Source organism: Candidatus Trichorickettsia mobilis (assembly GCF_034366785.1).
Lineage (GTDB): Bacteria > Pseudomonadota > Alphaproteobacteria > Rickettsiales > Rickettsiaceae > Trichorickettsia > Trichorickettsia mobilis_A.
On the sequence record NZ_CP112932.1, the window covers coordinates 677,109 to 690,531 of the forward strand.

Genomic DNA, 13,423 nt, shown 5'->3' on the forward strand with positions numbered 1-13,423 from the left:
TTATGCATAACAAGACAGATAGCTCGCCTAAAGTTGAAGGTGATAAATGTAATGCAATTATTGAATGGATAGATTACAGGCTGCCTATCTTTTCTTTCTTAAAACATTCTGCCGAGTATCGTACTCCTAAAAATTTGAATTACTTATGGAATCTTGGTTCTATAGCTGGTGTTGCGTTGGTTATTCAAATAATCACTGGAGTAGTGCTGGCTATGCATTATACTCCACATGTTGATCATGCATTTTCAAGCGTAGAAAATATTATGCGTAACGTGAATTATGGTTGGTTAATTCGCTACGCTCATGCTGTTGGGGCTTCAATGTTTTTTACAGCAGTATATCTTCACATTTGCCGTGGATTATATTACGGTTCATATAAAGCTCCACGTGAGTTGTTGTGGCATATTGGTATTGTTATATTCTTAGTAATGATGGCTACAGCATTCATGGGATATGTGTTGCCTTGGGGGCAAATGAGTTATTGGGGCGCAACGGTAATTACTAATTTATTCTCAGCAATCCCATTAGTAGGAGAGAGTATAGTTACATGGCTCTGGGGAGGCTTCTCAGTCGATAATCCGACATTGAACAGGTTCTTCGCGTTACATTACTTATTACCGTTTATTATAGTAGCTTTGGTAATGTTACACTTAATTGCGCTACATCGACATGGCTCTAATAATCCGAAAGGTATTGATGTTAAATCTGATAAAGATACTATTCCATTTCATCCATATTATACAGTAAAAGACTTTTTTGGATTTGGTATATATTTTCTGATTTTTGCATTCTTTATTTTTTATCAACCCAATTATTTAGGCCACCCTGATAATTATATTCCAGCTAATCCTTTAGTAACACCACCACACATAGTACCTGAATGGTATTTTTTACCATTTTATGCTATTTTACGGGCTGTACCTTCTAAACTTGGTGGTGTATTATTAATGTTTTCTAGCATTATTATACTTTTTTTCTTACCATGGTTAGATCGCTCGAAGGTACGGAGTGCTAATTATCGTCCTATGTATCGCATAGCGTTTTGGGTATTTATTGTTGATGGGTTAATATTAGGTTATATGGGTGGCAAGCCACCTGAAGAGCCATATCTTACAATAAGCCGTATAGCAGCTACTTATTATTTCTTTCATTTCTTAATTTTATTACCATTTATCGTAAAATATGAGAAACCTTTACCGCTGCCAAATACTATATAAATCTTAGGTCAACATTAGGTCAATATATGTTAAATAAGTTATTGTGTCGAATCATATTAATACTTTTAGCGCCTTACGTAGCCTATGCTTCTGAAGGAGGAGCTCCTTTAAAACAAATGAACTGGCCATTTGATGGTGCTTTCGGCAAAGTTGATAGGCAGGCTGCGCAAAGAGGATTCCAGGTGTATAAGGAAGTATGTAGTGCTTGTCATGGTTTATATAATTTATCATATAGAAACTTAAAAGACATTGGTTTCTCAAATGCCGAAATTAAAGAAATTGCAAAAAATTATACTGTAAAAGATGGGCCTAATGATCAAGGAGAAATGTTTGAACGCCCAGCTGCACCTTCTGATAAGTTTGTACGTCCCTACCCAAATGAACAAGCCGCAAGAGCAGCAAATAACGGTGCCTATCCTCCAGATTTATCTTTAATAATCAAAGCAAGAGCGGATGGACCAAATTACATTTATTCTTTATTAACAGGATATGTTGAACCGCCGGCAAATTTTAAATTAACTCCAGGACTATATTATAACCCATATTTTACTAATTCTCAGATCGCAATGCCATCACCACTTACAGATGGCCAAGTAACTTATACAGATGGGACAAATGCTTCTGTTGATCAGATGGTTAGAGATGTTACCATATTCTTACAGTGGGCAGCAGAACCTGAGATGGAACATCGTAAATCAATGGGGCTTAAAGTAATACTTTTTCTTGTAGTGTTTACCATAGTTTTCTACATTTCTAAAAGCAGAATCTGGTCTAGAATATAATAACTAACATTCAGTGGTGAATAATAAGCTAGCTTATAATAATTTTGAATTTTAATACTCCTAATAAATACAAAAACTGGTTGCCAGATTAGGATTTTTGAATTAAATTACCAACGTTAGGAACTAACATTCTTAATATTATGTGACAGGGTGTGACAACCCAGAATGATACGATTTAGGCTACAAGCTATTTTATGTTTTTCTACAAAGATAGCCTGTACGTGTGCACAAAAACGTCTTCCCTTTTGCCGGGAGGACGGTGAAATATAATACCGCTTGCGGGAATACGCCGTAAGCTGAATTCTGGCTTTGTCAACCGCCCGGCGCCGTATTGGCGCTATCGGCAAAATGCTCTGTTACTATTGTAATAACCAATAATTTAGAGCATTTATGATCAAGGCAATCACCGCAACAATATTATTTATCTTTTTTTCTTCTTGCAGTCGATCTGAAATTGAGCAACAAAATAAAATTAAAGAACACGCAATCAGTGATGCACGGAACGCCACCCCTGAAGTCCATCAAGCTTACTTGCAATGTTATGCCCTGAACAATCAAGACAAAAATAATTGTGTAAAAGAGCTAGCTGGTATAAATATTCTACAAAAATGGAGGGACAACCACCATTATACTAAAGCTTTTCAATATGAAGCTGAAAAGCTTGGCTTTGTTAAGTTTTTACGCAATCATGATTTATATTGTGAAACTATCGATGATGGTCCAGAGTTTATTGCCACCGCTAAAGCGTATTTGATTACTTGCTTTAATGGTAATAATTATTTTATGCAGTTTGACTCTTTTAAGAAAGAGTGGAAACTGGTGAACGATAAAGAAAAATCTATTTAGACAAAGAGTATTAAAATGACCTTAAGTAGCCGTGATCGTGCCCTGATCTGGCATCCATTTACTCAGGAACAAACCGCAGAATTGCCAATAGTTATTACTAAGGGACAAGGATCATATTTGTATGATGAGCATAATAATGCTTATTTAGATTTAATCTCTAGCTGGTGGGTGAATTTACACGGGCATGCTAATATTACAATTGCCAATGCTATCCACCAACAAGCACTAAAGTTAGAACATGTAATTTTTGCTGGCTTCACTCATGAACCGGCCATAGAACTTTGTGAACGTATAAAGGCTTTATTACCACCGCATTTAACACGTTTCTTCTTCTCGGATAATGGTTCTACTGCAGTTGAAGTAGCAATGAAGATGGCCTATCAATATTGGAAAAATAAAGGTAGCTCAAAACGTAATAAATTTATAAGTTTTGTTGGTGGGTATCATGGCGATACTTTTGGGGCTATGAGTGTTGGTAGGCGTTCAGGATTCCATGATCAGTTTCAGGAATTATTTTTCGAGAGTGTAACTATTCCTTATCCGGATACGTGGGATGGAGACCCAGAAGTGGAACAGAAAGAGTATGAATCATTAACACAATTACAGCAACTTCTTGAACAAGAGCATGAACAGATAGCAGCTTTTATTGCTGAACCATTGGTACAAGGGGCTAGCGGTATGCGGATGTGTAGGCCTAACTATTTAAAGCAAGTAGTTAACTTGCTCCAAGAATATAATATTTTAATCATTTTTGATGAAGTAATGACCGGTTTTGGTCGTACCGGAGCTAATTTTGCTTTTGAAATTGTAGATTGCCTACCTGACTTTTTATGCCTGTCCAAAGGATTATCCGGAGGATTCTTGCCGCTTGCATTAACTATTACCAGCAATCATATTTATGAAGCATTCTTGAGTAATGATTTTAATACAGCATTTGCTCATGGCCATTCTTATACCGCAAACCCCTTGGGATGCGCAGCAGCTAAGACATCGCTTGACTTATTACTTACAGCTAAAACACAATCTGCAATTCAGGCTATTAATAGTTGCCATCTACAATCTTTACCTGATTTAATGCGACATTGTAAATCTTTAAGGAACGCAAGGGTGCAGGGAACGATAGCTGCATTTGAACTAAATGCTAATTATGCTTACTCAATGAAAGATCTGAAAGCACAATTTTTAACCCAAAGGTTGTTATTAAGACCATTAGGACGTACTATTTATCTATTACCTCCATACTCAATAACTGTTGATGAATTAAATGATGCTTATTTAAAAATAGCTAATATCATTACCAACGCCGATTTATGCGTTTTATCCTAAATTGGTGTTAATAATAATCTTTCTACTTTTAAGAATTTTAAAATGTTAGTGACTGTTTAGGTTCTGTGAACAAAATTTTATGGAGATTATTTATAGTGGTTTTTAGTCGAAAAATAATAAAGATTTTGCAGGAATAGCTTATCTATTTCAAATTTGCAGACAAAAAACAAATAAATAAGCCCATTAAAATTTTGTACGCAATGCCTCTAGCGCCTAGAATCTTATCCTTTTCGCTTCCAGCTGACCTTCAATTACAGAGGCGATAGAAGCAAAAAACTAATAAAATCCCGTATCTTGACTTCTATGCAAAACTATATCATTATATACAAATTCATTATAGATGGTTCAATTTATGAATATGAATATTGATACTACTATTTTTATTATTTATTTAATTGCAAACGTTGGTTTTGGTTTGTATTGGGGAAGAAAAAATAAAACTATCCAAGATTACGCTTTGGGCGGCAGAAATTTTAGCACAGGGACACTTGTGTCTACAATAATGGCCGGTTACTTAGGAGGTGATTATCTTTTTATTACTTTAGCTCAAGTTTATACAACAGGTCTACATTATGCCATTGGCTGTTTAGGAATGTCATTTGGCTTATTGTTAGTGGCTCGTATTTTTGTCCCAAAAATGGGAGAATTTTTAGGAAAGGTTTCGATAGCTGAGGCTTTGGGGGATTTATATGGAAAACGTGTAAGATTAATTGCGGCAATTTGTGGTTCAGTGGTCGCATCAGGCTTTATCGCATTACAATTTAAGGTTTTTGCTACTATTTTTAGATCTTACTTAGGGATATCAAGTGACTATGCAATTTATCTGGCCGGCTTTATAGTAGTATCTTACTCAGCTTTTGGTGGTATTAGATCTATTGCATTTACCGATGTAATTCAGTTCTTTACTTTTGGTGTTTTAATACCAGTGCTTAGTATTGTTATTTGGCATGAATATACTAATATCAACGGTTTTGATTTTAAGCAAGCAATGAGTAACCCTATATTTAATCCTCAAGAATTCTTAGGTTTCTCAAATTCTAAATTTTGGTCATTGATATTCTTATTTATTCTATTTTCTCTTCCTAGTTTTGATGCCACTCTTTTTCAAAGAGTAAGTATAGGTCGCTCTACAACACAAGTTACCAAAGCTTTTACTATCTCTTCTATATTACTGCTATTAATTCTATCTGGAATGTCATGGATTGGATTTTTACTCTTTAATGTCGATCCTACTCTGGAACCAGATAACTTGGTTCATTATATAATAAATAATTACGCGCACGTCGGACTTAAAGGATTTATATTGGTGGGACTCGGTGCAATGTGTATGTCTAATGCAGATGCTAATTTGAATTCTGCCTCAGTAGTATTAACTCATGATTTTCTTAGTCCTTTGGGGTTTAAATTTAAAAATGAATTAATTTTATCTAAGCTTATTGCATTAACAATTGGCATGATTGCGCTGTTCTTAGCATCATTGGATTATGACTTGCTTTCTCTAGTGTTTATGACACAAAGTTTTAACTTGGCAGCCATGCCATTAATGCTGGCCATTTTGGGATTTCGCACTACAGAAAAATCAGTATTGATAGGGATTGTAGCTCATTTTATTTGCGTACCAATTTGGCGTCAATTTTTTATGGATACTACTGGAATTGATAGTCTTGTACCAGGATGGATTACTAACGCTGTATTTTGCATTGGAAGCCACTACTTGTTAAAACAAGGAGGATTAGTTGCTACAAAAACATAAATTTTCTGTTGTTAAATTTATCAAGAGCTTTAGTTTTTTAACTTTTTGTAAAAATAATTCACCACAAGAAGAGTTGTTTTATACGGGATTCGGTATCTTTGGTATCATATCAACTATTTGCACTATGTATTACATATCTGGTGTTTCTGAGCTTAGAGAACAAAAAGCATTAATATATATTTATGAAAGTATGCTTGTGCTTTCGGTATGTATAGTGACTTATCCTGTTTGGCCAAATACTTTAAAAAAAGATACTATTATACAAATTATCTGGAATATAGGTGTATTTTATTTGCTTATAATTTGTAGTAGTTTTTTTGTAATGTTAAGTAATTTTGCTGCTTTAGAGACAGTGGTATTTACAGTTAATTTGATAGTAGTAGCAATTTTAATTAGATGGAAGATTGCTGTGGGAATGATTATAGTAGGATTATTTCTAGGTACTCAATTTTATCAATATTATACAGGCGTTAGTATAAAAAATGTAGATATTGGAATAAAATCTAGTTCGTTTGTTCTATATACTTTTCTATTAATTGCTACTGCTATAATTATTTTTCTTAAACCTAAACAAGAACAGCAAGCACTTACTGAAGAGAAGGTAAACCATCTAGATGATCGTATTATTGATAGAGAAGAAGAATTAGCAAAATCATTAGCTCTGAAAAATGAATTTCTACGCAATCTGGAGCATGAACTTAATACTCCAATTACCGGCATAATAAGTATGGGACAAGTTTTATGGGAAAGTTATGATAACCTCAACGATAAACAACGACGTCAAGCAGCAGAAGAGATAGCAAAAAGTTCTCAGAGATTAATTAGTTTAACTAATAACTTATTAGATTTATCCAAATTATCATCTTTAACCTATGAATTGTATAAAACTAATGTTAATTTTAGTAAACTTGTGCGTGATCGCGTGAATCAGTGCAAAAAATTATATCTAAATAACAAGGAACTGCAATTCTTTACTGAAATAGAGCCTAATATTGAAATAAGTTGTGATCAGCGCTATATCACATCTACCGTTGATAATTTAATTATCAATGCAATTCAGTATAGTGGGATGACAGGTAAAATAACTGTAAAATTGTACAAAATAGCTGGCAACGTAGAATTCAGCATTCAAGACGAAGGTATAGGGATACCACAAAATGAACTTATACATATATTTAACGCTTTTACCGTTAGTTCTAAAACCCATACTCCAGCTGGTGGCCGAGGAGTAGGACTTGCTTTATGCGAAAAAGCTATCAAAGCTCATGGTGGCACTATTCAAGCTGAAAGTAATGGTAAGAAGGGAGCAAAGTTTAAGTTTTGTTTTCGCATTAATTAATGATCATCATGAACTAAAATGATTGCAAATTTACAATATAAAAAATACTACTCCATTGGTGAAGTAACAACCATACTCCAAATACCTGCTCATCAGTTACGATATTTGGAGAAAGCTTTGCCAAATTTTACTGTTACTAAAATTAAAGGTCGACGATATTATACTCAACAAAATATTGAGCTAATTAAAACAAGAATCAAAGAGCATTCTCATAATCTATTTGATTTTGACTATAATGCTGTAATCAATCAAATAGATATTTTGATAAATAAATTTGAACAACTTTCGTCCAATATCAATATTAATATATAAGGCTTTATTGAACCTGCATCACTTCTTAATATTAATTTTCCTTACATCTTTAGTTAATAAATTACGCGGTAAGGTAATAGTCAGTACTCCGTTCTTAAATGTTGCTTCTATACCATCTTCTTCTGCATCATTTGGTAAAGATAATACACGTTGAAATGAGCCATAAGAACGTTCTATGCAATGAAAATTCTTATTTTCTTCTGTTGTTTCTTTTTTTTTATCGCCACGAATTGTAAGAGTTCTATTGGCTAATTCCAGATTCACATTTTCTTCTTCCACTCCAGGTACTTCCATGGTGATTGTATATTCTTTATCACTTTCCATAATGTCTACACTAGGTTTAAAAAATCCACTCATAATATTATGATCACTACTAGCAGATTTTAATGCGGGAAAGCCAAAACTATTTAATGCGCTATCGAATAGTCGATCTATTTCTCGATGTAGCTGAAGCATAGGATGTTTAGAGGAGGTAGTTTCTTTATGCGTCTCAGAATTAGTATGATTGTGATTTTCTTCATTTTTTAGCCAATTCCAAGGATTCCATTTGTTGATATCCATGACCATACTCCTTTTATTATTAGATAAACAGGTGGTTTGTGAACATTAAACAATTAATTGTTTTGCTACGAAAACCCTGTAACTACAATAGTATATAATGATTTTTTAAATTTCAAGTACTTAAAAAAGATTATTGTTTTCGTGCCAGATAAGCCATTTTTTACGATTAACACCGCCACTATATCCTCCGAGATTACCATTGCTGTTGATAATACGGTGACATGGAATTACGATGGCGATTTGATTTGCACCATTGGCATTTGCTACGGCTCTGTATGCAGTTTGTTTGCCAATTGCTCTAGCTTGATCGGCATAGCTTCTAGTTTGGCCATAAGGAATACGCATCAGTTCTGACCAAACAAGATTTTGGAACGAACTACCAAGAGGATGAAACGGTGTTTTAAACTCCTTCGATGATCCGTTAAAATAAGAGTTGAGCTCTGCTTTAATTGAGGCAATAGGGTTAGTGTGACCAGGAATAATAGTAGAGGTGGTTGTGAGTTGTAGTTGCTCGCATTCACGCCCTAAACCCACGTTTATCTTCAAATTCCAAAAGGTACAAAGCTTCTTCGTCAACAATGGTAAGCATAGATCCTAGAGGTGTATCAAGCCAGGACGCTTTAAGAGCCTGTCTTGAAAGTCTATATAAGAGAGGAATTTTTAGGAAAAACGAAGTCGAGTACCGCAGCGTACCCTTTGTACGTGAGGAACGGAGACGAGTTTTGACAACAAAATTACCTCTTATATAGACTTTCAAGACAGGCTCTAAGGATAGTGCGTTGAATATTAATTACTACTTCTTGGTTACGAATTTGTTTCATAGCAAGCCCCATCCATAGATTTGATTCTTACATATTAATGTCCAAAAAATTCCTGTTTTATTTCTTTCATCAGTATTTTATTCTATGTTATGTTATAATTTACTATAGTCAATTGAAAATGAACGCCTAAATATACTGTTCATTTCCTGAATTGCTTCGACTTCGTTGTGCTATGGCGGTAAAGAGGTGCTTAAGCCAGAGATCTATTATAACACTCTCCAGATTAGGAGCTTAAGAGATGAAACCAATTATTGATGATATTAATAAAATAATCTTAAATATTGTTGGTAAGAAAGATCCATTGCTTGCAGAAATTATGATGAATTGGACAAAAATTGTGGGAGGTGATTTTAGCCAGAAATCTAGCCCTTTTAAGATATCTACTTATCGTGAAAAAGGAATTAAGATAAATGTCTTATATATAAAAACCGATAATGCGGCATTATCCTTAGAAATATCATTTCAACAAGAGCTAATAATTGAGCGTATAGCCGTATATTTAGGATTTAAGGCGATACATAAGTTACGTTTAATAATATAAGCTTAAGCATCGATTGGTGATGTTATGTAGTTTTTGTAAGAATAAGGTGTGTAATATTGCGCTGTTTTTCTAGCAAAAGCAATATCTTTTAAACGTTCACAAACTTTACCAAATATTACTCTAGGTAAAATTTCTGCTGTTGAAATTTCAATATATTTATCTTTTAAATGTAATGAAAACGACGGCATATGAAATTCCGGCCCATCAACTTCTTTGGTAATTTTAATAAAATTACCAATTATTTGACTATTACAATAATCTTGCTTGCTAATCATCCTTTTGGCCAATCTATTAATATAAAGGTCAGATTTGGAATTATATGCACATGCCAGGCTTAAACTCAGCATTATACGCTGACGGTGACTAAAAGGAATATCAGAAGCTAAAATAAATTCTACTGCAAAATTAGCTCTCAATGTTTTATCAATATTTTTATTGAAATGTGCAAGCATAATAGCAAGTTTTACTATATCAGATGTAGTAGCATCAGGTTTTATTAAAAGGTCAGCGATAACTGCGCTATATTGATCAAGTTTGCAGATATTGTCATCAAGTTTTACTAAAGCTTTCACTCTTTCGTAGACTATATCTTTTTCTTGTTCGCCTCTGGGTAATGAAATAAATCTTACCCCTTCTTTAAGGCCGTAATTTGAAATTATTACCTTTTCTGAAGCAAAGACATCTAGCATAGCTTTAGCTACTAAAATTGCATTAGAATCAATTTTCCGTTGTTCGTAAACCGGTTTGATTCTTCGAATGTGATCTAATTTTTCTAAATATATTTCAAAATCTGCACGAGGTATTTCGAGATTATGCAGATTCTTTAATGGATAATGGACAAAATCCATATAGAATCTACCAATTAAACGAAAGGCTCCACCAATTAAATATAAATTTGGATAATGAAAAGTACCAAATTCTGTTCGTATTATATTGGTAATTAGCTCTAAATTATCAAGGTTGTTTGCACTTATGACTTTAGTGCCTAATGGTAAAGATTTTAAGCTGCCTACTTCTTTATTAGCGATTGACGCTAACTCTAGGCTACCGCCACCAAGATCGGCAGCGATACCGTGTGCATCATTTATACCAGATAATAAACCGGCTGCAGTAAGATATGCTTCACGATCACCGGAAATGACATCAATTTCTATATTAAATTTTTGTTTAATTAGTTGTTTAAACTCTGCGGTTCTTGGGTGACCTCTTAAGGCTGCGGTCGCAACGCATTTAATCGTCGTGACCGATAATTGGTTAAAGATATGTATTAGATATTTTAATGATAAGTAAGTTTGGTGTTTAACATCAATATCTTCCATCTCAAGTAAGCTTGGAATATCACTTTTAAATTTATCATTAAAAATTTCTGGAGCACCTAAACTATCTCGTTCATAAACTACAGCCCTTATAGCATTATAGCCAATATCAATAATCGCCGAGCGCATTTATATTCCCTACTTTTACTATAAATTAATTACAAAAATGGATGGATAGAGTCTGATAAGATGAACAGAACATTTTATACGGTTAAACCAGTTTTTGCTACAATTTTATCGCTTAAATTATAACAAATGGGTCTTATTTACATTAAATCGCCAATATTTTCTAGAAATAACCGTGCTCGATGTGATTTTGGTTTAGCAAAGAAATCTATCTTATTTTGGTCAGCAAGTACTTGTCCTTGATCCATAAAAATAATACGATCGGCTATTGCAACAGCAAATTTAAGGTGATGAGTAACAACCACCATAGTAATTTGTGATTTTAGTAGTAATATTGCGTCTATTATTTCTTTAATTACTTCCGGATCAAGTGCTGAAGTTGGTTCATCAAATAATATTATTTCCGGCTCCATCATCAGTGCTCGACATATAGCAACTCTCTGCTTTTGTCCACCTGATAAATCTATTGGTTTGGATAATAGTTTGGTTGTTAAGCCAAATTTATTTAATAACTCTATGGCTTTTATAACACTTGCTTCTTTGGTTAACCCTAAAACATTTATCGGGCCATATATTAAGTTATCACGAACATTCATGTGTGGAAAAAGATTAAAAGCCTGGAATACCATACCAATTTTTAAGCATAACTTTCTTCTGTTGCTATTAGTTAATTTTTGTCCTCCAATTAGTACATGACCGCTAGTAGGCTCTTCTAAATGGTTGATACATCTAAGTAATGTTGATTTACCGCTACCGGATGGTCCAATAATAGCAACTGTTTCGCCATTACCAAAATTTAAAGTAATATTTTTTATGGCATAGTTATCACCATATTTTTTAGAAATTTTCTCAAGGGTAATCATGCTAGTTTTTTCTCTAATATTCTTGACAAATAACTAATCACTAATACCAGAAAATAATAGGTTGCTGCAGCTATACACATAGGTATAAAAAAATTGTATGTTTCTACAGATATCATTTGTGCGCGGCGCATGATATCCATTTCACCAATCATTGAAATAATAGCTGATTCTTTGATTAAATTAATTAATTCATTGATTAATGAAGGTAAAATAGTACGTATAGCCTGAGGCAAGATAATATCCTTCATCATTAAGCTTTGAGGTATACCTAGAGCTCTTGCGGCATCAAATTGACCTTTATCAACAGCTTCTATTCCAGCTCTAATTATTTCGGATACGTAAGCTCCAGAATTTAATGAAAATGTTAATACACCAGCGGTAAATATATTAAATTTTATATCTATCAAACTCGGCATACCAAAATAAATAATGCTTAACTGAATTAATACTGGCGTACCACGGAATATCGAAGTATAGATATGAGCAAATGTTCGTATAGCAAAATGTTTACTCATTTTGAATAAAGCTAAAAATATACCAATAATTAAACCAAAAAAAACTGCTATAATACTATATTTTAAAGTAACAACTGCTCCTTGGATGATAAAGCTAGCTGATGGCCATGAGGTTATAAATTCAGCAAGCATCAAAAAACCTAATTATCTGAGTGAAGATCTATTTTTGAAATTATGGTGGAGCCAGGCGGAATCGAACCGCCGACCTTTTGAATGCCATTCAAACGCTCTACCAACTGAGCTATGACCCCTTGACGAAAAAATTTTGATCTTGATAATTACAAAGACTGGAATTATAACGTAATTCTTTTATATTGCAAGATTATGGTTATATGTATATTAAAAATCTTTGATGTCACCTAATCGTTCATTCTCACGAAGAGTAGGCAAGGGTCTATCTAAATCACAAAAAAATCTTCTGGGAGATACCTTAGCGCAATATTTGTGGAATAATAATTCTTTAGATGATCATCTTGTAGATAGATCTATAATTCTTGAGATCGGCTTTGGTATGGGAGAACATTTTATTCATCAAGCATGCTATAGACCTGATCAACTACTTATCGGGGTTGAAGCATATCTCAATGGTATTGCCAATGTTCTTAAACTTGCTTTGGATGCAAATATTCGCAATATTTTGTTATGGCCTGATGATTTGGATTTGATGATCAAAGATATTCCTCTTGGTTGCTTAAGCGGTATTTATTTATTATTTCCCGACCCATGGCCAAAACGTAAACATCATAAAAAACGCTTTCTAAATACCGAACGACTTCATATATTACAGAACAAATTAAAACCAGGAGGGTTCTTTATCTTTGCTTCAGATGTTGATGATTATTTTTTTGCTACTAAAGATCTAGTAGTTAAGAATAATAGCTTTAAGCCATTAGAATTAGACAGTGATTTTTTAAATCAACCTAATAATTATATAGTGACAAAATATCATAATAAAGCGCAAATCGAAGGGAGAACTACCAGGTTTTTACATGCTATCAAAAGACCTCTTTCACAAACTGATTCCTAACGGTAATTTTGTCGTCGAAATTTTCTTGCTAAGAATCAGTTTGTGAAAGAGGTCTAAAGCTGTGAGCGTTCAGGGTTT

General features: G+C 33.6%; 13 protein-coding genes, 1 tRNA gene and 1 pseudogene. 9 read left to right on the top strand and 6 right to left on the bottom strand.

The features are described from left to right. The first annotated feature begins 2 nt into the window (after positions 1–2). The 7 genes from Trichorick_RS03140 to Trichorick_RS03170 all read left to right on the top strand — a co-directional run bounded on the left by Trichorick_RS03140 (position 3) and on the right by Trichorick_RS03170 (position 7,575). Positions 3–1,217 carry a cytochrome b gene (locus Trichorick_RS03140; protein WP_323738799.1) on the top strand — a complete coding sequence of 405 codons (1,215 nt, stop codon included), beginning with the start codon at positions 3–5 and terminating at the stop codon, positions 1,215–1,217. 26 nt (positions 1,218–1,243) lie between these two features. Then, the gene (locus Trichorick_RS03145; RefSeq protein ID WP_323738800.1) at positions 1,244–1,999 is read left to right on the top strand and encodes a cytochrome c1; all 756 of its coding nucleotides are present in this window, start codon (positions 1,244–1,246) and stop codon (positions 1,997–1,999) included. Between the two features lie 390 nt (positions 2,000–2,389). Then, positions 2,390–2,845 carry a hypothetical protein gene (locus Trichorick_RS03150; protein WP_323738801.1) on the top strand — a complete coding sequence of 152 codons (456 nt, stop codon included), beginning with the start codon at positions 2,390–2,392 and terminating at the stop codon, positions 2,843–2,845. A gap of 15 nt (positions 2,846–2,860) precedes the next feature. Continuing rightward, positions 2,861–4,171, top strand: coding sequence for an adenosylmethionine--8-amino-7-oxononanoate transaminase (bioA, locus tag Trichorick_RS03155; RefSeq protein ID WP_323738802.1), 1,311 nt, complete (start codon positions 2,861–2,863; stop codon positions 4,169–4,171). Positions 4,172–4,523: 352 nt separating this feature from the next. Further along, positions 4,524–5,924 (top strand): sodium:solute symporter family protein, encoded by a 1,401-nt coding sequence (locus Trichorick_RS03160; RefSeq protein WP_323738803.1) that lies wholly within the window; start codon positions 4,524–4,526, stop codon positions 5,922–5,924. Next, positions 5,908–7,263, top strand: coding sequence for a sensor histidine kinase (locus Trichorick_RS03165; protein ID WP_323738804.1), 1,356 nt, complete (start codon positions 5,908–5,910; stop codon positions 7,261–7,263). Before Trichorick_RS03160 ends, Trichorick_RS03165 begins: the two co-directional genes overlap by 17 nt. Before the next feature lie 18 nt (positions 7,264–7,281). Next, on the top strand, positions 7,282–7,575 hold the full coding sequence (locus Trichorick_RS03170) for a MerR family transcriptional regulator (protein WP_323738805.1): 294 nt from the start codon (positions 7,282–7,284) through the stop codon (positions 7,573–7,575). A gap of 18 nt (positions 7,576–7,593) precedes the next feature. Here Trichorick_RS03170 and Trichorick_RS03175 read toward each other — a convergent pair whose 3' ends face one another. Both Trichorick_RS03175 and Trichorick_RS03180 read right to left on the bottom strand, forming a co-directional pair. Then, positions 7,594–8,136, bottom strand: a complete 543-nt coding sequence (locus Trichorick_RS03175) for an Hsp20/alpha crystallin family protein (RefSeq protein WP_323738806.1) — start codon at positions 8,134–8,136, stop codon at positions 7,594–7,596. A 120-nt stretch (positions 8,137–8,256) separates the two neighbouring features. Then, positions 8,257–8,725: pseudogene (locus Trichorick_RS03180) on the bottom strand (methylated-DNA--[protein]-cysteine S-methyltransferase). Positions 8,726–9,195: 470 nt separating this feature from the next. Between Trichorick_RS03180 and Trichorick_RS03185 the strand changes: the two are divergent. Then, a complete protein-coding gene (locus tag Trichorick_RS03185) occupies positions 9,196–9,498 on the top strand; it encodes a DUF721 domain-containing protein (RefSeq protein WP_323738807.1) in 303 nt (100 codons plus the stop codon). A 2-nt stretch (positions 9,499–9,500) separates the two neighbouring features. Here the strand turns inward: Trichorick_RS03185 and Trichorick_RS03190 are convergent, their stop codons facing one another. From Trichorick_RS03190 to Trichorick_RS03205, 4 genes are all read right to left on the bottom strand, one after another. Then, on the bottom strand, positions 9,501–10,943 hold the full coding sequence (locus tag Trichorick_RS03190) for a Ppx/GppA phosphatase family protein (RefSeq protein WP_323738808.1): 1,443 nt from the start codon (positions 10,941–10,943) through the stop codon (positions 9,501–9,503). Positions 10,944–11,080: 137 nt separating this feature from the next. Then, on the bottom strand, positions 11,081–11,803 hold the full coding sequence (locus Trichorick_RS03195; protein ID WP_323738809.1) for an amino acid ABC transporter ATP-binding protein: 723 nt from the start codon (positions 11,801–11,803) through the stop codon (positions 11,081–11,083). After that, positions 11,800–12,450 carry an amino acid ABC transporter permease gene (locus tag Trichorick_RS03200; protein WP_323738810.1) on the bottom strand — a complete coding sequence of 217 codons (651 nt, stop codon included), beginning with the start codon at positions 12,448–12,450 and terminating at the stop codon, positions 11,800–11,802. The genes Trichorick_RS03195 and Trichorick_RS03200 overlap by 4 nt, the downstream gene beginning before the upstream one ends. A gap of 43 nt (positions 12,451–12,493) precedes the next feature. After that, positions 12,494–12,569: transfer RNA gene (locus tag Trichorick_RS03205), tRNA-Ala, on the bottom strand. 101 nt (positions 12,570–12,670) lie between these two features. Here Trichorick_RS03205 and trmB point away from each other — a divergent pair. Further along, on the top strand, positions 12,671–13,345 hold the full coding sequence (trmB, locus tag Trichorick_RS03210) for a tRNA (guanosine(46)-N7)-methyltransferase TrmB (RefSeq protein ID WP_323738811.1): 675 nt from the start codon (positions 12,671–12,673) through the stop codon (positions 13,343–13,345). Positions 13,346–13,423: the final 78 nt, after the last annotated feature.